The 21929-nt window shown below is 70.2% G+C and carries 20 protein-coding genes and 1 pseudogene; 15 read left to right on the top strand and 6 right to left on the bottom strand.

Going from position 1 to position 21929, the window contains the following annotated elements:
* The first annotated feature begins 172 nt into the window (after positions 1-172).
* From uvrB to ACYVAG_RS00590, 4 genes are all read left to right on the top strand, one after another.
* Entirely contained in the window at positions 173-2266 is a 2094-nt protein-coding gene (gene uvrB, locus ACYVAG_RS00605; RefSeq protein WP_460765205.1) for an excinuclease ABC subunit UvrB, read from the top strand.
* Between the two features lie 266 nt (positions 2267-2532).
* Positions 2533-3615: a TerC family protein gene (locus tag ACYVAG_RS00600; RefSeq protein ID WP_460765203.1), complete on the top strand. Its 1083-nt coding sequence runs from the start codon at positions 2533-2535 to the stop codon at positions 3613-3615.
* Between the two features lie 115 nt (positions 3616-3730).
* Positions 3731-4498 (top strand): MerR family transcriptional regulator, encoded by a 768-nt coding sequence (locus tag ACYVAG_RS00595; protein WP_460765201.1) that lies wholly within the window; start codon positions 3731-3733, stop codon positions 4496-4498.
* Between the two features lie 116 nt (positions 4499-4614).
* On the top strand, positions 4615-4980 hold the full coding sequence (locus tag ACYVAG_RS00590) for a VOC family protein (protein WP_460765199.1): 366 nt from the start codon (positions 4615-4617) through the stop codon (positions 4978-4980).
* 21 nt (positions 4981-5001) lie between these two features.
* On the opposite strand, the gene ACYVAG_RS00585 is transcribed toward ACYVAG_RS00590, so the two are convergent.
* Positions 5002-5532 carry a TetR-like C-terminal domain-containing protein gene (locus ACYVAG_RS00585; protein ID WP_460765197.1) on the bottom strand — a complete coding sequence of 177 codons (531 nt, stop codon included), beginning with the start codon at positions 5530-5532 and terminating at the stop codon, positions 5002-5004.
* Positions 5533-5713: 181 nt separating this feature from the next.
* Here ACYVAG_RS00585 and ACYVAG_RS00580 point away from each other — a divergent pair, with 181 nt between their 5' ends.
* Both ACYVAG_RS00580 and ACYVAG_RS00575 read left to right on the top strand, forming a co-directional pair.
* Positions 5714-6037: a DUF2306 domain-containing protein gene (locus ACYVAG_RS00580; RefSeq protein WP_460765195.1), complete on the top strand. Its 324-nt coding sequence runs from the start codon at positions 5714-5716 to the stop codon at positions 6035-6037.
* Entirely contained in the window at positions 6038-6214 is a 177-nt protein-coding gene (locus ACYVAG_RS00575; protein ID WP_460765193.1) for a hypothetical protein, read from the top strand.
* A 36-nt stretch (positions 6215-6250) separates the two neighbouring features.
* Here ACYVAG_RS00575 and ACYVAG_RS00570 read toward each other — a convergent pair whose 3' ends face one another.
* Together ACYVAG_RS00570 and ACYVAG_RS00565 are read right to left on the bottom strand one after the other, a co-directional pair.
* Positions 6251-6907 carry an MBL fold metallo-hydrolase gene (locus ACYVAG_RS00570; protein WP_460765191.1) on the bottom strand — a complete coding sequence of 219 codons (657 nt, stop codon included), beginning with the start codon at positions 6905-6907 and terminating at the stop codon, positions 6251-6253.
* 31 nt (positions 6908-6938) lie between these two features.
* A complete protein-coding gene (locus ACYVAG_RS00565) occupies positions 6939-7907 on the bottom strand; it encodes a hypothetical protein (RefSeq protein ID WP_460765189.1) in 969 nt (322 codons plus the stop codon).
* 174 nt (positions 7908-8081) lie between these two features.
* On the opposite strand from ACYVAG_RS00565, the gene uvrA reads away from it, so the two are divergent.
* Complete coding sequence (uvrA, locus tag ACYVAG_RS00560; protein ID WP_460766773.1) at positions 8082-11147, top strand: excinuclease ABC subunit UvrA; 3066 nt, start codon at positions 8082-8084, stop codon at positions 11145-11147.
* Here the strand turns inward: uvrA and ACYVAG_RS00555 are convergent.
* Positions 11144-11758, bottom strand: coding sequence for an isocitrate lyase/phosphoenolpyruvate mutase family protein (locus ACYVAG_RS00555; RefSeq protein WP_460766770.1), 615 nt, complete (start codon positions 11756-11758; stop codon positions 11144-11146). The two genes, uvrA and ACYVAG_RS00555, sit on opposite strands and share 4 nt — an antisense overlap.
* On the opposite strand from ACYVAG_RS00555, the pseudogene ACYVAG_RS00550 reads away from it, so the two are divergent.
* Positions 11759-12262 (top strand): annotated as a pseudogene (locus tag ACYVAG_RS00550) (DUF5937 family protein); the annotation flags it as partial.
* 116 nt (positions 12263-12378) lie between these two features.
* Here the strand turns inward: ACYVAG_RS00550 and ACYVAG_RS00545 are convergent.
* Both ACYVAG_RS00545 and ACYVAG_RS00540 read right to left on the bottom strand, forming a co-directional pair.
* Positions 12379-13266, bottom strand: a complete 888-nt coding sequence (locus tag ACYVAG_RS00545) for a diacylglycerol/lipid kinase family protein (RefSeq protein ID WP_460765187.1) — start codon at positions 13264-13266, stop codon at positions 12379-12381.
* A gap of 16 nt (positions 13267-13282) precedes the next feature.
* A complete protein-coding gene (locus tag ACYVAG_RS00540) occupies positions 13283-13696 on the bottom strand; it encodes a QcrA and Rieske domain-containing protein (RefSeq protein ID WP_460765185.1) in 414 nt (137 codons plus the stop codon).
* 76 nt (positions 13697-13772) lie between these two features.
* Here ACYVAG_RS00540 and ACYVAG_RS00535 point away from each other — a divergent pair, with 76 nt between their 5' ends.
* The 7 genes from ACYVAG_RS00535 (at position 13773) to ACYVAG_RS00505 (ending at position 21928) form a co-directional block, all read left to right on the top strand.
* Positions 13773-14198, top strand: a complete 426-nt coding sequence (locus tag ACYVAG_RS00535) for a pyrimidine dimer DNA glycosylase/endonuclease V (RefSeq protein WP_460765183.1) — start codon at positions 13773-13775, stop codon at positions 14196-14198.
* 57 nt (positions 14199-14255) lie between these two features.
* Positions 14256-16253 (top strand): excinuclease ABC subunit UvrC, encoded by a 1998-nt coding sequence (gene uvrC, locus ACYVAG_RS00530; RefSeq protein ID WP_460765181.1) that lies wholly within the window; start codon positions 14256-14258, stop codon positions 16251-16253.
* A 112-nt stretch (positions 16254-16365) separates the two neighbouring features.
* Positions 16366-17241, top strand: a complete 876-nt coding sequence (gene rapZ, locus ACYVAG_RS00525; RefSeq protein WP_460766768.1) for an RNase adapter RapZ — start codon at positions 16366-16368, stop codon at positions 17239-17241.
* Positions 17241-18206, top strand: coding sequence for a gluconeogenesis factor YvcK family protein (locus ACYVAG_RS00520; RefSeq protein ID WP_460765179.1), 966 nt, complete (start codon positions 17241-17243; stop codon positions 18204-18206). The genes rapZ and ACYVAG_RS00520 overlap by 1 nt, the downstream gene beginning before the upstream one ends.
* Positions 18207-18284: 78 nt before the next feature.
* On the top strand, positions 18285-19268 hold the full coding sequence (gene whiA / locus ACYVAG_RS00515; RefSeq protein WP_460765177.1) for a DNA-binding protein WhiA: 984 nt from the start codon (positions 18285-18287) through the stop codon (positions 19266-19268).
* Positions 19269-19636: 368 nt separating this feature from the next.
* Positions 19637-20641: a type I glyceraldehyde-3-phosphate dehydrogenase gene (gap, locus tag ACYVAG_RS00510; protein ID WP_460765175.1), complete on the top strand. Its 1005-nt coding sequence runs from the start codon at positions 19637-19639 to the stop codon at positions 20639-20641.
* Positions 20642-20725: 84 nt separating this feature from the next.
* Positions 20726-21928: a phosphoglycerate kinase gene (locus ACYVAG_RS00505; RefSeq protein WP_460765173.1), complete on the top strand. Its 1203-nt coding sequence runs from the start codon at positions 20726-20728 to the stop codon at positions 21926-21928.
* Position 21929 lies beyond the last annotated feature (1 nt).

The raw sequence follows: 21929 nt of genomic DNA, 5'->3' as shown, positions 1-21929 counted from the left end.
GGCGAACCGTCCTGCAGTTGGCGAACGGTAGTTGTCCTCGCGAACGTTGCAGCACACTCCAACGCACTTCCGGTTCGCCAACTGCAGGAGCGTTCTCGAACACGGCCGAGTCGCAGCCATCCCGCCGTCGCACCGACAACTCTTGTCAGACCCCCCGCGTACGCTCTCTCCCATGCGACCTGTGGATGACGTGCGACGGAAGCTGGCCGACTTCAAGGTCGTCAGCGACTTCGATCCCGGTGGTGACCAGCCGGCGGCGATCGAGGAGCTCGAGAAGCGGCTGAACGCCGGCGAGCAGGACGTCGTGCTGCTCGGCGCGACCGGCACCGGCAAGACCGCGACCGTGGCCTGGCTGGCCGAGCGCCTGCAGCGGCCGATGCTCGTGATGCAGCCGAACAAGACGCTCGCGGCCCAGTTCGCGAACGAGCTGCGGGGGTTCTTCCCCGAGAACGCGGTCGAATACTTCGTGAGCTACTACGACTACTACCAGCCGGAGGCGTACGTCCCGCAGACCGACACCTACATCGAGAAGGACTCGTCGCTCAACGAGGAGGTCGAGCGGCTGCGCCACCGCGCGACCTATTCGCTGCTGACACGCCGCGACGTGATCGTGGTGGCGACGGTGTCGGCGATCTACGGCCTCGGCACACCGACCGAATGGGTCGACCAGATGATCAAGCTCCGGGTCGGCGACGAGATGGATCGCGACGGGCTGCTGCGGCGCCTGGTCGACATCCAGTACGCCCGCAACGACATCGCCGGCACGCGCGGCACGTTCCGCGTACGCGGGGACACGCTCGAGGTTTTCCCGATGTATGAGGAGCTGGCGTGGCGCGTCGAGTTCTTCGGCGACGAGATCGAGGCGCTGTCCACGCTGCAGCCGCTGACGGGCGAGGTGGTCAGCAACGACGAGGAGATGTACATCTTCCCGGCCACCCACTACGCCGCCGGCAACGACCGGCTCGAGCGCGCCATCAAGGGCATCGAACTCGAGCTCGAGGAACGACTGCAGCAGCTCGAGCAGCAGAACAAGCTGCTCGAGGCCCAGCGGCTGCGCATGCGCACGACCTATGACCTCGAGATGATGCGCCAGATCGGGTCGTGCTCCGGCATCGAGAACTATTCGCGCCACATCGATGGCCGCAGCGCGGGCTCGCCGCCCAACTGTCTGCTCGACTACTTCCCGGAGGACTTCGTCATCGTCCTCGACGAGTCCCACGTCACCGTGCCCCAGATCGGAGGCATGTTCGAGGGCGACATGTCGCGGAAGCGCACGCTGGTCGACCACGGTTTCCGCCTGCCGTCCGCGATGGACAACCGGCCGCTGCGGTTCGAGGAGTTCGTGGAGCGCATCGGCCAGACGGTCTATCTGTCAGCGACGCCCGGCAACTATGAGATGGCGCGGTCGAACGGCACGGTGCAGCAGATCATCCGTCCGACGGGCCTCGTCGACCCCGAAGTCATCGTCAAGCCCACCCAGGGCCAGATCGACGACCTGATGGGCGAGATCGTCAAGCGCACGGCCAAGAACGAGCGCATCCTCGTGACCACGCTGACGAAGAAGATGTCGGAGGACCTGACGGACTACCTCGTCGAGAACGGCATCCGCACGCGCTACCTCCACTCCGAGGTCGACACACTGAAGCGCGTCGAGCTCCTGCGGGAGCTGCGCATGGGGGAATACGACGTCCTGGTCGGCATCAACCTGCTCCGCGAGGGTCTCGACCTGCCCGAGGTGTCGCTCGTCGCCATCCTCGACGCCGACAAGGAGGGCTTCCTGCGGTCGGATCGCTCGCTGATCCAGACCATCGGGCGCGCGGCCCGCAACATCGCGGGCCAGGTCCACATGTACGCCGACAAGATCACGCCGTCCATGGAGCGGGCGATCGACGAGACGAACCGGCGCCGTGAGATCCAGGTGGCGTACAACAAGGAGCACGGCATCGACCCGAAGCCGCTGCGCAAGCGCATCTCCGACATCAACGAGATGCTCCAGCGCGAGGACGCCGACACCGCCGCCCTGATGGCCGACTCCCGCATCAACGGCAAGAAGGGTACGCCGGTGCCCGGCGCGGCCGAGAAGTCGCTGTCCGACCGCAACCTCAGCGCCATGCCGGCTGCCGATCTCGCCAAGCTCGTCCAGGAACTCACCGACCAGATGCACTCGGCGGCGGCCGAGCTCCAGTTCGAGTTGGCGGCGCGTCTGCGCGACGAGGTCCAGGAGTTGAAGAAGGAGCTGCGGCAGATGGTGGAGGCGACCAAATAGGCCACGTTCCCTGAGCGAGGCCGGCCGCACCACCCACGTTCCCTGAGCGAGGCCGGCCGCGGCCGAGTCGAAGGGGTGTCCCGTTTCACAATCTGGGGCATCCCCTGCCACAATCGACTGCGGAGGGGAGTATTCCCCAGCATGCGCGTCGTCATCACGGCCGTCCCCGAGGGCGCCCGGTGCGCGTGGTCGTGGCCGGGGGGCGCGGCGGAAGAGACCTCCGAGATCCCGTGGCGCGTGCGCCCTCTCGGAGAGGTTCCTCCCCTATGCATGTGACCGGCTATGCCTGGGCCATCACCGTCGCGGTCATGATCACCGTCCTGGCGATCGACGTGTTCGTGATCGGCCGTCGCCCCCACGAGCCCTCGATGAAGGAATGCTCGATCTTCATCAGCATCTTCATCGCCTTGGCGGTGCTGTTCGGCATCGGGGTGTGGCAGATCAGCGGCCCGCGCTACGCGGGGGAGTTCTTCGCGGGCTGGCTGACCGAATACAGCCTCTCGATCGACAACCTGTTCATCTTCGTCATCATCATGAGCAAGATGCGGGTGCCCCGTCACCTCCAGCAGTACGCGCTGATGGTCGGCATCGTCCTGGCCCTGATCTTCCGCGGCATCTTCATCGCCGTCGGCGCCGCCGCGATCGAGCGGTTCAGCTGGGTGTTCTTCCTGTTCGGCGCGTTCCTGATCTACACCGCCATCAAGCTCGCGATCGACTACTACCAGGATGACCACGAGGAGGACGCGGGCGACAACGCGCTCATGCGCTTCGTGAAGAAGCGCTTCCCCTCCAGCGACCACTTCCACGGCACCCGACTGACGTGGGTGAAGGACGGCAAGCGCCTCATCACGCCGATGCTCTTCGTGATCATCGCGCTCGGCTCCACCGACCTGTTGTTCGCGCTCGACTCGATCCCCGCGATCTATGGCCTGACACAGGAGCCCTACCTCGTCTTCGCCGCCAACGTGTTCGCGCTGATGGGCCTGCGCCAGCTCTACTTCCTCATCGGTGGCCTGCTCCAGAGGCTCGTCTACCTCTCGCTCGGCCTGTCGGTCATCCTCGGTTTCATCGGCGTGAAGTTGCTCCTGCACGCGATGCACGAATACCACCTAGACGAGAAGCTGGGCTTCTCGATCGAGATCGGAACGGGCACCTCGCTCCTCGTCATCATCGGCACCTTGGTCATCACCACGGTCGCGAGCCTGATCAAGTCGCGCCGCGAAGGCGTACAGCAGGACGATGTCGCGACCGGCACCTTCGCCCGGGAACCGCTGCCTGACGACGGCAAGCGTCCGGAGGAGCCCACCAATGACGAGCTGGAGCAACAGGCACGCGAGGGCCGAGGCTGACGCGTACGTTCTCCGAGCAAGCGCGAGTCCACGTTCTCCGAGCGAGCGCAGCGAGACGGGGAGCCGGTTCCCCGCCTCTTGACCCTCCCGTCGTGGGAGGTGCCACGCTGATCCCATGCAGCGGATGAGTATCGGCGAACTGGCCCGGTCCAGCGGCCAGACCGTGAAGCGGTTGCGCCACTATCACGACACCGGCGTGCTGACGGCGGAGTGGACCGACCCGGTGTCCGGCTATCGCTGGTATCACCCCGACCAGGTCAACGACGCCGTCCTCGTGGGCCGGCTTCGGCGGTCCGGGATCCCGCTCGACGAGGTGGGCGAGATCCTCCGGTCGGGCGAGCGGCGGTCCGCGCTCGTCGCCGACGCCCTGGCCCGGGTGCGCGCGGAACTCGAAGCGACACGAGGCCGCGTCGACGAGGTCGCGATGCTGCTGAGCGTGCCGCCACCCGTGGCGGTGTCCGTGCGCTCGATCCCTGACCAACCGGTCGTCCAGGCGTACGCGGAGCTCTCCCTGGAGGAGTGCTCGGCGTGGTTCGGCGAGACCTACCCGCGCCTGTACGCCGGGATCGGCCTGGGTGCTGGGCCGGCCGGCGCCTGCTACGGCCCGGCGTTCTTCGAGGAGGGCCGCGGGCCGGTGCGCGCCTTCGTGCCCACGAGCGCCGACCGCGCGACCGGCGTCCTGCCCGGCGGCACGTTCGCCGTCGCGATCCACGACGGCGACTTCGCGACCTTCGATGTGACGTACGCGGCCCTCGGCGCCCAGGTGCACCGCGACCACGCGCCGCTGGTGGGGGCCGACGTCCGTGAGCACTACCTGATCGGGCCGAGTGAGACCCCGGACGCCCATCGCTGGCGCTCGGAGGTCTGCTGGCCGCTGGCGTGACGTTCTCCGAGGGCGTGCTTTCTCACGTTCTCCGAGCGAGCTCACTTCTGACGTTCTCCGAGCGAGCGCCAGCGAGACGAGGAGCACCCGAACACCCACCAACCGAGGAGCAAACCATGCCCACCCTGTCCGCTGTCACCTTCGACTGCCGCGACGTGACCGTCCAGTCCCAGTTCTGGTCGGCTCTGCTCGACCTCCGGATCGACGAGGGTGCGTCGCCCTACTTCGCGTCCATCGGCGTCGTCCACGACCGGTCCACAACCACACCAGGGCTGCTCTTCCTCGGCGTGCCGGGGGAGCGCGATCAGGCCAAGAACCCCGTGCACGTCGACCTGTTCGACCCCGATATCGAGGGTGCTGCCGCCCGCGCCGTGGAGTTGGGCGCCGAACGGGTGGCACAGTTCGACGAGTTCGGCGTCGAGTGGATCACGCTGCGTGACCCGGAGGGCAACCTGTTCGACATCGGGCGTCCGAGCACCTGAACCGTCGTACAAGGTCCGTCCTCAGAGAGCGCCCAGCGCCCTCACTTCATCCTCGAACAGGGCGTCGGCGTCCATCCCCATCGCCGCGTACGCGCCTCCGATCTCCAGGCTGACGAATCCGTGGACCCGGGACCAGACGGCCACGGCGAGTCGGAAGCCGTGCGTACGCGCGCCACGCGCGGCAAGCACCTGTTCGGCCCTGACGGGGTCCCGTGGCAGCTGGCCCGAACCCGGGGTCGCCGGTGCGTCCACCACCGCGAGCAGGACCGCCATCAGCGATCGGGCCGCCGCAGCCAGGGGCTCGGCGTGGGGGTCATAGGCGGGAAGGGGTGCGTTGAACAGGAGCCGATATCGGTGGGGTTCCGTGATCGCCCACGAGCGGTAGGCGTGGGCGAGGGCGCCGAGGCGCCCCTCGGCGGTCCCGGGTGACTCTGCGTCCGCGGCGCCCGCGAGGGCATCGCGGAGGTCTGCGTACGCGTCGATGACGAGGGCGGTGAGCAACTCGTCGCGATTGGCGAAATACCGATAGAGTCTCGTCAGGAGCAGACCCATGTCCTCGTCCCTACCGGTTGTCGATGTGCCTTCGCCTCTCCCACAAGCGCCGGAGCCGCGCGCTCGGCCCGAAGGCCGGCGTACGCCGTGGGTCTGGTGGTCCCTCATGTGTGTTGCGGCCATCGGGATCGCACTCTTCGCGGTGCCGCCGACCCTCAGCAGCGACCCTGAGGCCAGCCGGGTGCCGCTCGATCCCGACGTGGCCCTGCACGGCCTGTGGCTGGCGGCCCACGCGGTGCCCGGGGGGCTCGCTCTCGTCCTGGGCCCGTTCCAGTTCGTCTCGCGGGTCCGTCGCCGGTGGCCGCAGCTGCACCGGATCATGGGTCGCGTCTACATGGGTGCGGTTGTGGTGGCCGCCCTCGTCTCCCTCGTGGCGGCGGCCTACTCGCTCAGCGGAGTCTCCGCCCAGATCGCCTTCGCGCTGCTGGCGGTCATCTGGCTGGCGACGCTGATTGCGGCCTTCCAGGGCATTCGCCGTGGCGAGGTGGCGCTCCACCGCATCTGAATGATCCGGAACTACGCGCTGACGTTCACCGCGGTCTCGCTTCGGGTGTTCCTGCTGTCGGGAGTGCTGATCAAACAGGTCGTGCCGACGATCCCGTTCATCGTCGTGGCCGAATATCTCATCGTGCAGCGCACTGTGGCGCCACTGCTGCGAGGTGGAGGACGCCGCAGGGCCTAGCCGGGGCTGCCGACCCGTTTGTGGTCCTGCTCTCCATCACCACCCCCGCGTACGCCACTCCGCCAACCCGCCGCGTTCCGCGCCCAGCGTCGTCCCGTCGCCGTGGCCCGGGTGGACGACCGTGTCGTCGTCGAATGCGCCGAACACCTTCGACTCGAGGTCGTCCATCAGCGACGCGAAGTCCTCCGGCGATCCGGTCTTGCCGGGACCGCCCGGGAACAGCGAGTCGCCCGTGAACAGGTGCACCGGCCCCGACTCCGGCCGCAGCGCCACTGCTATCGACCCTGGCGTGTGACCCACCAGCCCGATCACCTCCAGGGTCCCGCCGGCCGGCAGCGACACGGCGTCGCCGGTCCAGACCGTGCCCGGGCGTACGCCGGCCTGCTCGGCGATCGCGTCGGCATCGGGTTCGCCCGAGACGAGCCGCGCGCCGGTCGCCGTCGCCATCTCGCCCAGCGCCGCGACGTGGTCGTGGTGGCGGTGGGTCGTGACGATCGTGGCGACCTCGCGGCCGTCGAGCACCTCGAGGATGCGCGGGGCGTCGTTGGCCGCGTCGATCAGCAGCGTCCCGGCCGCATCGGTCAACAGGTAGACGTTGTTGTCCATGGGCGCGACGGAGAACTTGGTCAGGCTGATGCCGCCGGGGAGCTCCTCGACGTGGGGCTCGCCGCCGGGTTCGACGTGGTTCTTCATGCCAGCACCGTACGCGGGCGCGGGCCCACGCTCAGAAGTGGGTCTCGGTGCCGTCGAGGTCGGTCCAGAACACGGTCGAGCCCTGCTTGAACTCGAGCGCGGGCTGCTGGCCCGGGCGCTGGTAGAGCGTCACGGTCAGGCTGCGCCACCAGTCGACGCCCTTGCGGGTCTGCGTGAGGTGCTCGATGGTCGCGTGGAGGCGTACGGGGTCGACGGTGTCGAGGTCGATCATCGCGGCATAGTTGAGCCGCGCCGGTGCCTGGCGCACCTGCAGGGCCGGCTCGCGCGACTCGACGTGAAGGCGGCGCGACGCGACCACGGCGTCACAGCCGGCCAGGTCGCCGCAGGCGCCCGGCACCTCGAGGTCGAGCCCCGCGTCGGTGCCGCCGTAGCGCACCGCGAGGTAGGACACATGCCGCGCCCCCGTGAGCCGCCGCAGGTCGGCGACCCCCGCGACCATGCCGTCGGACTTCCGCGGGTCCACGTCGGCGATGGGGGCACCGCCCGCGCCCAGCCACGAGTGCCGGGCGCCGTCGAGGCACCAGACGTGGGTCAGCGTGGTGGGGAAGGCCGTCACGCCGATCTCGGCCTTCAGGACCTCCGGATTGCAGGCGGCGCCGACCTCGTCGGCCCGGATCCGCTCGACGAGCTGCGGGAGTTGGAGCTGCTGGGGCTTCATGGGCGCCAGGGCCTGCGTCAGCGCCGCGGAACCGATTTCGACGGCCTCGCGGCCGGGGCGGATCGCCCAGGAGTGCACGCGTCCGGACCGAAGCACCCGCACGATCGCCTCGTTGCGCGCCAGCACCACGCCGACCACCTGGTCCGACCCGGCCATCAGGGTCGCCCGCGTCACCGCGCGCTTCGCGTCGCCGGCGGTGAGGTAGTCGGCCTTGGCCGGCTCCGTACGCAGCGTCAGGAAGGCCGCGGACGCCGCGACGAGCGTCAGGGCGCCCCCAGCGGCGATGAAGCGGCGTCGGCGACGGGGCGGAGGTGTTGCCACGGGACGATCCTTCGGCCCGCGTTGCGTGGGAAGTGGTCCGGACGCGGGCTCACCCGGACGCGGGAAGCCTAACCCGCGGGCGTGGACGGGCCGGCGTACGCCACGCCCAACCAGCGGTCGGATCGGACGTGTTTTCGTTTTTGTCGGACCCCCGCCGTAGGCTCGTTGATCGTGATGGAACGCCTCGTCGTCCGCGGAGCCCGCGAGCACAATCTCCGCAATGTCTCGATCGACCTGCCCCGCGACGCGCTGATCGTCTTCACCGGCCTGTCGGGGTCCGGGAAGTCGTCCCTCGCCTTCGACACGATCTTCGCCGAGGGCCAGCGCCGCTACGTGGAGTCGCTGTCGGCGTACGCGCGGCAGTTCCTTGGCCAGATGGACAAGCCCGACGTCGACTTCATCGAGGGACTGTCGCCCGCGGTCTCGATCGACCAGAAGTCGACGTCCCGCAACCCGCGGTCGACGGTCGGCACCATCACCGAGGTCCACGACTACCTGCGCCTGCTGTATGCGCGGGCGGGCCGCCCCCACTGCCCGGTGTGCGGCGAGCCGATCTCGAGCCAGTCGCCCCAGCAGATCGTCGACCGCCTGATGGGCCTGCCCGAGGGCACGCGGTTCCAGGTGTTGGCGCCGGTGATCCGGGGCCGCAAGGGCGAATACGTCGACCTGTTCCGCCAGCTCGCGACCGACGGCTACGCCCGCGTCCGCGTCGACGGCGACACCCATCCGCTGACCGAGCCGCCCACGCTGAACAAACAGCAGAAGCACTCCATCGACGTGGTGGTCGACCGCATCGCGGTGAAGGACTCGGCGAAGCGCCGGCTGACCGACTCGGTCGAAACCGCCCTGCGCCTGGCCAACGGCATCGTGACCATCGACTTCGTCGACCTCGACGCGAAGGACCCGGATCGCGAGCGTCGCTATTCGGAGAAGATGGCCTGCCCCAACGAGCACGACATCTCCATCGACGAGCTCGAGCCGCGCCAGTTCTCGTTCAACGCGCCGTGGGGCGCCTGCCCCGAGTGCACCGGCCTCGGCACCCGCATGGAGGTCGACCCCGAGCTCGTCATCCCCGACGACGGGCTGTCGATCGACGAGGGTGCGATCGCGCCGTGGTCCCACGCCCACGTGGCGGACTATTTCGGCAAGGTCCTCACCGCCCTCGGCAAGCAGGAGGGCTTCTCGGTCAAGACGCCGTGGAACGAGCTGTCGAAGTCCCACCAGGACCTCGTGCTGCAGGGCCAGAGCGACAACGTGATGGTGCGCTACCGTAACCGCTACGGCCGGACGCGTGCCTACTCGGCCAAATACGAGGGCGTCATCCCCTACGTGGTGCGGCGCCACGACGAGGCCGAGACCGACACGTCGCGCGAGCGGTTCGCGGGCTACATGCGCGAGGTCCCGTGCCGCGCCTGCCAGGGTGCGCGCCTCAAGCCGTCGAGCCTCGCGGTGACCGTGGGCGGACGCAACATCAGCGAGGTCTCCAACCTGTCGATCGCGGCGGCGGCCGAGTTCCTGAAGGGCCTCGAGCTGACCGGGCGCGAGAAGGCCATCGCCGCGAGCGTGCTGAAGGAGATCAACGAGCGGCTGCGGTTCCTGCTCGACGTCGGGCTCGACTACCTGACGCTGTCGCGCCCCGCCGGCACGCTGTCGGGCGGCGAGGCCCAGCGCATCCGGCTGGCGACCCAGATCGGCTCGGGCCTCGTGGGCGTGCTCTATGTCCTCGACGAGCCGTCGATCGGCCTCCACCAGCGCGACAACCGGCGCCTCATCGACACGCTCGTGCGCCTGCGCGACCTCGGCAACACCCTGATCGTCGTCGAGCACGACGAGGACACCATCAGGGCGGCCGACTGGGTCGTCGACATCGGCCCGGGCGCGGGCGAGCACGGCGGCCAGGTCGTCGTCTCCGGCACGGTCAAGGAACTGCTCGCCTGCAAGGAGTCGCCGACCGGCGCCTACTTGTCGGGGCGGCGCGAGATCGCGCTGCCGTCGCAGCGCCGGCCCGCGACGGGCCGCTCGGTCACCGTCAACCACGCGACCGAGAACAACCTGCGTGACGTGTCGGTGACGTTCCCCCTGGGCCAGCTCGTGGCCGTGACGGGGGTGTCCGGGTCCGGCAAGTCGACGCTGGTCAACCAGATCCTCTACACGGCACTCGCGAAACGCATCTACAACGCCCGCGCCGTGCCCGGTCGCCACAAGTCGATCACGGGTGCCGACGAGATCGACAAGATCATCCACGTCGACCAGTCGCCGATCGGCCGCACGCCGCGGTCCAACCCGGCGACCTACACCGGGGTGTTCGACAACATCCGCAAGCTGTTCGCCGAGACGCCCGAGGCGAAAGTACGCGGCTACCTGCCCGGCCGGTTCTCGTTCAACGTCAAGGGCGGCCGCTGCGAGAACTGCATGGGCGACGGCACGATCAAGATCGAGATGAACTTCCTGCCCGATGTCTACGTGCCGTGCGAGGTCTGCCACGGGGCGCGCTACAACCGCGAGACGCTGGAGGTCCACTACAAGGGCCGCACGATCGCGGAGGTGCTGGACATGCCGATCGAGGAGGCCGCCGAGTTCTTCGCGGCCCACCAGTCGATCGCGCGCCACCTCAAGACGCTCAACGAGGTCGGCCTCGGCTATGTCCGGCTGGGCCAGCCCGCGACGACCCTGTCGGGCGGCGAGGCCCAGCGCGTGAAGCTGGCCTCCGAGCTCCAACGGCGCTCGACCGGCAAGACGATGTATGTCCTGGACGAGCCCACCACCGGCCTCCACTTCGAAGACATCCGCAAGCTGCTGGGCGTGCTCGGCCGGCTCGTAGACCAGGGCAACTCGGTCATCGTCATCGAGCACAACCTCGACGTCATCAAGACCGCCGACTGGCTGATCGACATGGGTCCCGAGGGGGGCTCGGGCGGCGGCCTGGTCGTGGTGGAGGGCACCCCCGAGGACGTGGCCGCCCACGACGGTTCCCACACGGGCTCGTTCCTGAAGCCGCTGCTCGAGGGCCGAGGGGTCCCGGTCGGCGAGGCGGCGGAGCCGCTGTTCGAGGCGCCGGCGCCGGCGAAGAAGGGGGCGGCGAAGCGGACGGCGGCGAAGAAGGCCCCGGCCACGAAGTCCACGACGACCAAGGCGGCGGCGAAGAAGACCACGACGAAGAAGGCCACGACGACGAAGGCCACGACGACGAAGGCGGCCGCCACGAAGGCGCCTGCGCGGAAGACCGCCGCGCGCTCCTAGGCCGAGAGCGCCGCGGTCGCGACGTCGCGCAGGGCCGCCATGGCCGCGAGATAGGGACCCGGTCCCATCGAGATGCGCACCACACCGAGTCCCAGAAAGCCCCGCAGGGCCGAGACCTCGGTGGCCATCAGGTTCACGGGCAACGGCTGCTCCGCCACGATCTGGCGGACCAGCTCGGGATCCACCAGACCCGGCACGAACAGGCTGTTCGCGCCGGCCTCGGCGTACGCGTGACCGCGTTCCAGCGCTTCCGCCATCGCGGCGGCGTGGTCCGTCGCGGGTGACTGCAGGAACACGTCGGTGCGCGCGTTGATCCAGAAGGCGGGGCCGACTGCCGACCGCGCGGCCGCGAGCCTCGCCGCCGCGTCGGCCAGCGGCCGCCGGTCCCGGTCGTCGGTGGTCGCGTCCTCCAGATTGGCCCCGATCGCCCCGGCGTCGCGGGCCGCGACCACGGTCGCCGCCACCTCGTCGGGCCCCGCCCCGTACCCCCGCTCCAGGTCCACCGACACGGGCACGTCGACGGCGGTCGCGATCCGGGCGAGGCTCGCCAGCAGCGCGTCGAGCCCCAGCGCTCCCCGTCGGCGACCCCGTGGGCCGCCGCCACCGACCAACTGCCGGTCGCGACGGCCGACCCGGCCGGCCTCCGGGCCCGCGCCGTCGACGAGCTCCGGGCCTACTGGGTCGGCGTCCTGGCGCCCGACTGGCCCCGCCTGCGCGCCCTCGCGGAGGCCGACGTTGCCTTCCGGCTCGACCAGATGGCCACGGGTGGCGCCCACGGAGTCCTCGCGTCGTTGCACCCGCGCGTACGCATGGACGGCACCGAGCTCATCATCGACAAGGCGTGCCGCCCCGGCCCGGTCACCCCGGGACGCGGCCTCGTCCTCGTGCCGTGCGCGTTCGCCTGGCCCGAGCTGCTGTTCTTCGACGTCCCCGGCCATGCGCCCACCGTCAGCTATGCACCGCGCGGCGTCGGCACCCTGTGGCAGCCGGCCGACGAGGGCGACGTGTCGGCCCTCGGCGAGCTCGTCGGGCGCACCCGCGCGGCCACGCTGCGGCTGCTCGACCTGCCGATGACGACCACCCAGCTCGCGGGTCACCTCGAGGTGACCGCCCCGACCATGAGCCAGCACCTGCGCGTCCTGACGGGTGCAGGGCTGGTCGAGTCACGGCGGCGCGCCGCGAAGTCCTGTACGCCCGCACCCGGCTGGGCTCCGAGCTCGTCGCGCGCTGATCAGCCCGCCCGCACCAGCACCGCCCCGGGGCGCACGGCGAACGCGACCGCGGTCGCGCGCCCGACGACATCGCCGTCCAGCTGGACCAGGTGGGGCGTACGCACCCGCACACCGACGCCCATTGCCTTCGTGCGGCGCAGTCCCGACCCCGAGATCGCCCGCCCGGTCACGCCCTCCGCGGCCACCAGCGGCCAGCGCGCCACGTCGCCCGCCACCTCCATCACGTGCAGCTGGCCGTCGTCGACGCGCGCCCCCGGGAACACGGTGATCCCGGCGGGGATCGTCCCGGCGTTGCCCACCAACACGCACCACAACGGGTGCTCGTTCCCGACAACACCGTGGCCCCCTGCGTACGCCACCTCCATCGGTGTCGCCCCGCCGAACAGGTGCCGCGCCCCGGCCGCGACGTACGCCAGCCATCCGAGCCGCCCCAGCCGTGTCTTCCACCTACCGCGGGTGGCGGCCACGGTGGCCGCGTCCTGGCCGATCCCGGCGTACGCGAGGAACGGCAGCTCGGGGCCGCCGTCGAGCCGCGCCACCCCGAGGTCGACGGGCCGGACCGCACCCTCCACGGCCACACGTACGCGATCGGCCAGCCGCACCGGGAGCCCCACGTTCCGCCCGAACAGGTTCGCCGTGCCGGTCGGGACGATGCCCAGCGGAACACCCGTGCCCGCCACCGCGTACGCCACCTCGCGCGCCGTGCCGTCGCCGCCGACCGCGACCACCGCGGTGCAGCCCTCGTCCACGAGCCGGCGCGCCTGAGCGCCGCCCGGCTCGGCCACCGTCGTGTGGAGCAGGCGGGGGAGCGGCCTGCCGGCGGTCAGGGCGTACGCGGTCACCGCGTCGGCCGCCCGCATCCCGCGCACGTGCACGGGGTTGACCACCAGCCCGAGCCGCCCCTCAGCCGATGACGAGGTTGTCCCCATCGACCTTCACGGGCACCTCGGTCAGGCCCGTCTTCGCCGGGCCCGCGGTGCGGGCGCCGTCGGCGATCGAGAACTCCGAGCCGTGGCAGGCGCAGACGATCTGCTTGTTCTTGATCAGCGACACCGAGCAGCCCTGGTGGGGGCAGGCCTTCGTGAACGCCTTGTAGCTCCCGGCCTCGGGCTGCGTCACCACGTACGCCTTCTCCAGCACCACGCCGTTCCCCACCGCCACATTGGCCTTCGGCACGGTGATCGGCCCGGACGTCGACCGCTTCGCCGTCGACGCCCTCTGCCCCGACGGCTGACCGCCGCAGCCCACGCAGGCGGCCGTGCCGACGGCCACCGCGGCGGCCCCGGCTCCCTTGATCACGGTTCGGCGGTCGGTCATGGCGCTCCTTCGCTCTTCCGCCGGGCGCGCGCCCGGCTCGATCCTCACTCTATGCGCGATGCGCCACCATGGTCGGGTGCGCATCTGGAGCCTCCACCCCCGTCACCTCGACCGCGCCGGCCTGATCGCCGGTTGGCGCGAGACCCTGCTCGCCCAGAAGGTGTTGCGGGGGCTCACGAAGGGCTACACGCGCCACCCGCAGCTCCACCGCTTCCAGGCCACCTCGGATCCCGTGGCGTACGCGGCCGCGTACCTCCACGGGCTGGCCGACGAGGCCGATGTCCGCGGCTATCGCTTCGACCGGACGCGGGTCTGCCTGCCGCCGGCAGACCCGCTGCCGCCGATCCCCGTGACCGACGGCCAGCTGGCGTACGAGTGGGAGCACCTGGGCGCGAAGGTCGCCGTCCGCGCGCCGGACTGGACCGGCGTACGCGGGCTCCCGTCTCCCCACCCCCTGTTCACGGTGGTGCCGGGCGGCATCGAGGCGTGGGAGCGCCCCTGAGTCGGCCCAGTTCCGACGAGGCCGGTCGTGTCGGTCGTCCCCTCTAGAGTGGAACGCATGGCCGATCCGTCCACCTACCGCCCCGCGCCCGGCTCGATCCCCACCCAGCCCGGGGTCTACCGGTTCCGCGACGCGCACGGCACGGTCATCTACGTCGGCAAGGCCAAAAGCCTGCGCAGCCGGCTGAACTCCTACTTCGCCGACCTGGCCTCGCTCCACGAGCGCACGCGACGCATGGTCACGACCGCCGCCCGGGTCGAGTGGACCGTGGTGCAGACGGAGGTCGAGGCGCTCCAGCTCGAATATTCCTGGATCAAGGAGTTCGACCCGCGCTTCAACGTGAAATACCGCGACGACAAGTCCTACCCGTGGCTGGCGGTCACGTGGGGCGAGGAGTTCCCGCGGGTCTTCGTGGGCCGCGGCCCGAAGCGGAAGGGCACGCGCTATTTCGGCCCCTACGGCCACGCCTGGGCGATCCGCGAGACCGTCGACCTGCTGCTGCGGGTCTTCCCGATGCGGTCGTGCTCGTCCGGCACGTTCAAGAACGCGGCCGCCGCGGGTCGACCGTGCCTGCTGGGCTACATCGACAAGTGCGCGGCCCCCTGCGTGGGGCGCGTGTCGGCCGAGGAACACCGCGAGATCGTCGCCGAGTTCTGCCAGTTCATGGGCGGCCAGTCGACGGCGATGATGCGCCGCCTCGAGGGCCGCATGACCGAGGCCGCGAGCGCGATGGAATACGAGCTGGCCGCCAAGATCCGCGACGACATCGGCGCCCTGAAGCGGGCCACGGAGCAGAACGCGATCGTGCTCGGCGACGGCACCGACGCCGACGTGGTGGCGCTGGCGGAGGACCCGCTCGAGGTCGCCATCCAGATCTTCCACGTCCGGGGCGGGCGCGTACGCGGCAACCGCGGCTGGGTCGCCGACCGTGTCGACGACGGCGACACCGGCGCGCTGATCGAGACGTTCCTCCAGCAGCTCTACAACGACGAGGTGCGCGACGAGACGGCGAGCGCGATCCCGCGCGAGGTCCTCGTCCCGGCCCTGCCGCCGAGCGCCAGCGCGATCGAGAAGGTCCTGTCGGAGCGCCGCGGCAGCCAGGTCAGCCTCCGCGTACCCCGGCGCGGTGACAAGGCCACGCTGATGCAGACGGTGAGCCGCAACGCGGCGGAGGCACTGGTGCGCCACAAGACCAAGCGCGCTTCCGACCTCACGACCCGCAACCGCGCGCTGGCCGAGATCGCCGATGCGCTCGGGCTCGACGAGCCGCCGCTGCGCATCGAGTGCTACGACATCTCGAACCTCCAGGGCACCGAGGTGGTCGCCTCGATGGTGGTGTTCGAGGACGGACTGCCCCGCAAGAGCGAATACCGGCGCTTCGTGATCCGGGGCGTCGAGGGCCAGAACGACGTGGCGTCGATGCACGAGGTCATCACGCGCCGCTTCCGCCGCCTGCTGGAGGACCGGGAGGCCATGCGGACGGCGGCCGACGCCGATGTGGCGTCCAACGAGGGGCCGCTGCTGGTCGACCCCACGACCGGTGCGCCGCGGAAGTTCGCGTACGCCCCCGCGCTCGTCGTGGTCGACGGCGGCCCGCCCCAGGTCGCCGCAGCGGCCGACGCGCTGGCCGAGCTCGGCATCACCGACGTCGCGCTGTGCGGGCTCGCCAAGCGCCTCGAGGAGGTCTGGGTGCCCGACGACGAGTGGCCGGTCATCCTGCCCCGCACGTCGGAGGGGCTCTATCTGCTCCAGCGCCTGCGCGACGAGGCCCACCGCTTCGCGATCACCCACCACCGGGGGCGCCGCTCGAAGACGATGGTCGAGTCGGTTCTCGACGACGTCCCGGGGCTCGGCGAGGTGCGTCGCAAGGCCCTGATCAAACATTTCGGGTCGCTCAAGAAGCTTCGCGCCGCCAGCGAGGACGAGATCGCGGCGGTCCCGGGCTTCGGCGCACGCACCGCGGCGTCCGTACGCGAGGCCCTCGACGCGGCCGCCGCACCGGCCCCGGCGGTGAACATGACGACGGGCGAGGTGCTCGGTGACGACCCCTCCTGAGCCGCGGCACAGCGGGGCCGTTCCCGCGGGAGCCGCGGTTGGACATAATGGCCCCGTGCCCAATCCGTCCGAGTCCCCGGCCACCCCGGTGCCCAGCCGGTCCGTCGGACCCGTGCGCGCCCGCACGGAGCGCGCCGACATCCGCGTCGTGATCGTCACCGGCATGTCCGGCGCCGGTCGCCGCACCGCGGCCCACGCCCTCGAAGACCTGGGGTGGTATGTCGTCGACAACCTCCCACCCGCACTCCTTCCCCAGTTGTTCGGCCTGGCCCGGGAGGCGAACCTGACCCGCATCGCCACGGTCCTGGACGTCCGGGGCCGGGGCCTGTTCGACGAGCTGCCCCAGGTGTTCGCCGAGCTCGAGGAGCACGGCACGACCCCCGAGATCGTGTTCATCGAGGCGACCGACCAGATCATCGTCCAGCGCCAGGAATCCTCACGCCGTCCCCACCCGCTCCAGGGCGACGGTCGCCTGCTCGACGGCGTCCACCGGGAGCGCGAGCTGCTCGCGACCCTGAGGGCGGCGGCCGACCTCGTCATCGACACCAGTTCGATGAACGTCCACCAGCTCACGTCGCGCATCGTCCACGCCTACGCCGGGGACACCTCCGACCGGCTCCGCGTGACCCTGATGTCCTTCGGGTTCAAGAACGGCCTGCCGATCGACGCCGACATGGTGATCGACGTGCGGTTCCTGCCCAACCCCCACTGGGTGCCCGAGCTCCGGCCCCACACCGGGCTCACCGGCCCAGTGTCGGAATACGTGCTCACCCAGCCCGCGGCGGGCCCGTTCCTGCAACAGCTGCAGGCGCTGCTGATGACGGTCGCCGAGGGCTATCTGGCAGAGGGCAAGCGGTTCGCGACCATCGCCATCGGCTGCACCGGCGGCAAGCACCGCTCGACCGCCATGGCCGAGGAGCTCGGGCGCCGCCTCCGCGAACTCGGCATGCCGACGAAGGTCCTCCACCGCGACGTGGGGCGGGAGTGATGAGGAACCGCTTCGAGATCGCCTTCGGCGGGCTGCCGTCCGTCACGGCGTTCGGCGGCGGCCATGGGTTGTACGCCTCGTTGTCCGCCCTGCGCCGGGTCACCGACCGGCTCACCGCCGTGGTGACGGTCGCCGACGACGGCGGGTCGTCGGGCCGCCTGCGCAACGAGCTCGACTGCCTTCCTCCGGGTGATCTCCGCATGGCGCTGGCCGCGCTCTGCGGCGACGACCACTGGGGCCGCACCTGGGCCGACGTCCTGCAGTCGCGGTTCGGCGGCGACGGCCCGCTGGCGGGCCACGCCATCGGCAACCTGCTCATCGCGGGGCTGTGGGAGAAGCTGGGCGACCCCGTGGCCGGGCTCGACATGGTGGGGGAGCTGCTCGGCGCCAAGGGGCGGGTCCTGCCGATGTCGTCGGTCCCGCTCGAGATCGAGGCCGAGGTGCTCGGGCTCGACCCCAACCAGCCCGACGAGTTGTCCATCGTCCGGGGTCAGTCGCGCGTGGCGAAGACGGTGGGGGAGGTGCGCTCGGTCGAGCTGGTCCCGGCCGACCCGCCCGCCCACCCGCAGGTGATCGACGTCGTCCGCGATTCCGACTACCTGGTGTTCGGGCCGGGGTCGTGGTTCACGTCGATCATTCCCCACCTGCTCGTGCCCGAGTTGGCGGACGCCATCGTCGAGTCCCGGGCCCGGCGCGTCCTCACGCTCAACCTCGCGCCCGCCGACGAGACCGATGGCTACACCGCCAGCCAGCACATCGAGATCCTCGCCGACCACGCCCCGCGCCTGCGCCTCGACACCGTCGTCGCCGACACCAGTTTCGCCCGCGAGGACCGGCACCTGCAGGCGTACGCCGCCTCCCTGGGTGCCGAGGTCGTCATCGCCGACATGGCGATGCGCGACGGTTCCCCCCGCCACGACCCCTTGCGGCTGGCGTCGATCTATGCCGAAGTCATGGGCGTCTGAGGGCGCTCGCCGAGGCACCCCCGGCTCGCTCCCGTCTGATACACATGACGGGTCCGCACGACTGGAGGAACAATCCGCATGGCTCTGACACAGCAGGTGAAGGCCGAGCTGGCGACCGTCTCGGTCCAGCGCCCCAGCGCGCGCCGGGCCGAGGTGGCGGCCATGCTGCGCTTCGCCGGCGGGCTCCACCTCGCGGGCGGACGCATCGTCATCGAGGCCGAGCTCGACACCGGCGCCGCCGCGCGCCGGCTCCGCACCACGATCACCGAGATCTTCGGGCTCGAGTCCGACCTGGTCGTCGTCAACGGCTCCGGCCTGCGGCGCGGGACACGTTATGTGGTCCGTCTCATCCGCGACGGTGATGCGTTGGCGCGCCAGACCGGGCTGGTCGACGGCCACGGCCGGCCTGCCCGCGGCCTGCCGCGCTGGATCGTGGGCGGGTCGATCGAGGACTGTACGGCCGCCTGGCGCGGCGCCTTCCTCGCCCACGGCTCGCTCACCGAACCGGGTCGCTCCATGTCGCTCGAGGTGACCTGCCCAGGCCCCGAGTCGGCGCTGGCGCTGGCCGGCACGGCCCGGCGGCTCGAGATCTCCGCGAAGACTCGGGAAGTGCGCAACGTCGACCGTGTGGTCATCCGCGACGGCGACGCCATCGCCGCCATGTTGACCCGCATGGGCGCCCACCAGTGCCTGCTCCAGTGGGAGGAGCGTCGCATGCGCCGCGAGGTGCGGGCGTCGGCGAACCGGCTGGCGAACTTCGACGATGCCAACCTCCGCCGCTCGGCCCGTGCCGCCGTCGCGGCGGGTGCGCGCGTCGAGCGCGCGCTGGAGATCCTCGGCGACGACGTCCCCGAACACCTGCGGGCCGCCGGGGTGCTGCGCGTGGAGAACAAGCAGGCCTCGCTCGAGGAGCTGGGCCAGCTCCACCAGCCGCCGCTGACCAAGGACGCGGTCGCGGGCCGCATCCGCCGCCTGCTGGCGACCGCCGACAAGAAGGCCGCCGACCTCGGCATCCCCAGCACGGAGGCCAGCCTGACCGCGGAGATGCTGGACGAGGACTGAGCCCCGCGTACGCCGGGTTGGGTGTGTTGGGCGCAGGTGTGCGCATTTCACAGCCCGGCGTACGTCGGGTTCGGCGTGTTGCGCGCAGGTGTGCGCATTACACAGCCCCGCGTACGCCCGGTTCGGCGTGTTGCGCGCAGGTGTGCGCATTTCACAGCCCGGCGTACGCCCGATTCGGCGTGTTGCGCGCAGGTGTGCACTTTTCACCCCCCACCCCACAACACCCTCGGCCAGACCACCCCTGATACCAGTGCCCCTTCCGGTCCGCTGTTCGGGCCGATTTCCGGTCTCGGTAGAGTGACGAACGTCCGAACATCGCTCGGGCTGACCGGGCGAACTCGCAGTCTCCCGAAGGAGCAGGAACACCTATGACCGTCAAGGTTGGCATCAATGGCTTCGGCCGCATCGGCCGCAACTTCTACCGCGCTGTCGTCGAGTCCGGCGCGGACGTCGAGATCGTCGGCGTCAATGACCTGACCGACAACAAGACGCTGGCCCACCTGCTCAAGTACGACTCGATCCTCGGCCGCTTCGAGGGCGACGTGACCTTCGACGACGAGTCGATCACCGCCAACGGCAAGAAGTTCGCCGCGTTCGCCGAGAAGGATCCGACCCAGCTGCCGTGGGGCAAGCTCGGCGCCGACATCGTCATCGAGTCGACCGGCATCTTCACCGATGCCACGAAGGCCAAGGCCCACATCGACGCAGGCGCCAAGAAGGTCATCATCTCCGCCCCGGCGAAGAACGAGGACATCACGGTCGTCATGGGCGTGAACGACGACAAGTACGACCCGTCGGCCCACAACATCATCTCCAACGCGTCGTGCACCACGAACTGCCTGGCGCCGATGGCCAAGGCCCTCAACGACGAGATCGGCATCGTCAAGGGCCTGATGACCACGATCCACGCCTACACGCAGGACCAGAACCTGCAGGACGGCCCCCACAAGGACCTGCGCCGCTCGCGCGCCGCGGCCCTGAACATGGTGCCGACCACGACGGGCGCCGCCAAGGCCGTCGCCCTCGTGCTCCCCGAGCTGAAGGGCAAGCTCGACGGCTATGCCATGCGCGTCCCGGTCCCCACGGGCTCGGCGACCGACCTTACCTTCGAGGCCTCGCGCGAGGTCACGGTCGAGGAGGTCAACGCCGCGGTGAAGAAGGCCGCCGAGGGTCCCATGAAGGGCTACCTCGTCTACACCGAGGACCCGATCGTCTCCAAGGACATCGAGACCGATCCCGCCTCCTGCATCTTCGACGCCGGCCTGACCAAGGTCATCGGCAACCAGGTGAAGGTGCTGGGCTGGTACGACAACGAGTGGGGCTACTCCAACCGTCTGGTCGACCTCGTCAAGCTCGTCGGCGAGAAGCTCTGATCCCTCGACACGCCACGACGGGGCCGTACGCGACAGCGGCGGCCCCGTCGTCGTCTCTCGATCCCTTTCTGGAAAGGAAACCCCATGAAGTCCGTTGACACGCTCGGCGACCTGTCGGGCAAGAAGGTCCTCATCCGCTGCGACCTCAACGTGCCGCTCGACGGCGACACCATCACCGATGACGGCCGCATCAAGGCGTCGGTCCCGACGCTGAAGAAGCTGCTGGCCGCCGGTGCCCGCGTCATCGTCACCGCCCACCTCGGCCGCCCCAAGGGCGAGGTCAAGCCCGAGTTCTCGCTGGCCCCGGCCGCGAAGCGCCTGGGCGAGCTGCTCGGCACCACCGTCACCCTGGCTGACGACGTCGTGGGGGAGTCGGCCCAGAAGCTGGCCGCCGAGCTCGGCGACGGCGAGATCATGATGTGCGAGAACGTGCGCTACGAGAAGGCCGAGGAGTCGAAGGACGAGGCCGAGCGCGCCGAGCTGGCCAAGAAGTACGCGGCCCTTGCCGGCGACGGTGGTCTCTTCGTCTCCGACGGCTTCGGTGTGGTCCACCGCAAGCAGGCCTCGGTCTATGACGTCGCGAAGCTCCTGCCGAACGCCGCGGGCGACCTCGTCGACAACGAGGTCACGGTCCTCAAGCAGCTGACCGACGAGCTGAAGCACCCCTACGTCGTCGTGCTCGGCGGCGCGAAGGTCTCCGACAAGCTCAAGGTCATCGACAACCTGCTCAAGAAGGCCGACACCCTGGTGATCGGCGGCGGCATGGTCTTCACGTTCCTCAAGGCCCAGGGCCTCGAGGTCGGCAAGTCGCTGCTCGAGGACGACCAGGTCGAGGTCTGCAGGACCTACCTCGAGGAGGCGAAGAAGGCCGGCAAGAAGATCGTGCTGCCGACCGACATCGTCGTCTCACCCGCCTTCGACAACGAGGCCGACGCGACCGTCGTGGCCGCCGACGCCATCCCGGCCGACCAGCTGGGCCTCGACATCGGTCCCGAATCGGCGAAGGCGTTCGCCGCCGAGATCGAGGGCGCGAAGACGGTGTTCTGGAACGGTCCGATGGGCGTGTTCGAGAAGGCCGCGTTCGCCAAGGGCACCAAGGCCATCGCCGAGGCGCTGACGAAGGTCGACGGCCTCTCGGTCGTCGGCGGCGGCGACTCCGCGTCGGCCGTGCGCCACCTGGGCTTCTCCGACGACCAGTTCGGCCACATCTCGACCGGCGGCGGCGCGTCGCTGGAATACCTGGAGGGCAAGGAGCTCCCGGGTCTCGCCGTCCTCGAAGGGAAGTGAC

It is taken from the genome of Mariniluteicoccus flavus (genome assembly GCF_054776655.1).
This window is presented reverse-complemented; position numbering and strand designations above follow the sequence as displayed.

Excerpts from the sequence above, each read along its gene's own strand:
- uvrB (WP_460765205.1), top strand. The coding sequence starts at position 173 with ATGCGACCTGTGGATGACGTGCGACGGAAGCTGGCCGACTTCAAGGTC.
- ACYVAG_RS00600 (WP_460765203.1), top strand. The coding sequence starts at position 2,533 with ATGCATGTGACCGGCTATGCCTGGGCCATCACCGTCGCGGTCATGATC.
- ACYVAG_RS00595 (WP_460765201.1), top strand. The coding sequence starts at position 3,731 with ATGCAGCGGATGAGTATCGGCGAACTGGCCCGGTCCAGCGGCCAGACC.
- ACYVAG_RS00590 (WP_460765199.1), top strand. The coding sequence starts at position 4,615 with ATGCCCACCCTGTCCGCTGTCACCTTCGACTGCCGCGACGTGACCGTC.
- ACYVAG_RS00585 (WP_460765197.1), bottom strand. The coding sequence starts at position 5,532 with ATGGGTCTGCTCCTGACGAGACTCTATCGGTATTTCGCCAATCGCGAC.
- ACYVAG_RS00575 (WP_460765193.1), top strand. The coding sequence starts at position 6,038 with ATGATCCGGAACTACGCGCTGACGTTCACCGCGGTCTCGCTTCGGGTG.
- ACYVAG_RS00570 (WP_460765191.1), bottom strand. The coding sequence starts at position 6,907 with ATGAAGAACCACGTCGAACCCGGCGGCGAGCCCCACGTCGAGGAGCTC.
- uvrA (WP_460766773.1), top strand. The coding sequence starts at position 8,082 with ATGGAACGCCTCGTCGTCCGCGGAGCCCGCGAGCACAATCTCCGCAAT.
- ACYVAG_RS00540 (WP_460765185.1), bottom strand. The coding sequence starts at position 13,696 with ATGACCGACCGCCGAACCGTGATCAAGGGAGCCGGGGCCGCCGCGGTG.
- uvrC (WP_460765181.1), top strand. The coding sequence starts at position 14,256 with ATGGCCGATCCGTCCACCTACCGCCCCGCGCCCGGCTCGATCCCCACC.
- ACYVAG_RS00520 (WP_460765179.1), top strand. The coding sequence starts at position 17,241 with ATGAGGAACCGCTTCGAGATCGCCTTCGGCGGGCTGCCGTCCGTCACG.
- whiA (WP_460765177.1), top strand. The coding sequence starts at position 18,285 with ATGGCTCTGACACAGCAGGTGAAGGCCGAGCTGGCGACCGTCTCGGTC.
- gap (WP_460765175.1), top strand. The coding sequence starts at position 19,637 with ATGACCGTCAAGGTTGGCATCAATGGCTTCGGCCGCATCGGCCGCAAC.
- ACYVAG_RS00505 (WP_460765173.1), top strand. The coding sequence starts at position 20,726 with ATGAAGTCCGTTGACACGCTCGGCGACCTGTCGGGCAAGAAGGTCCTC.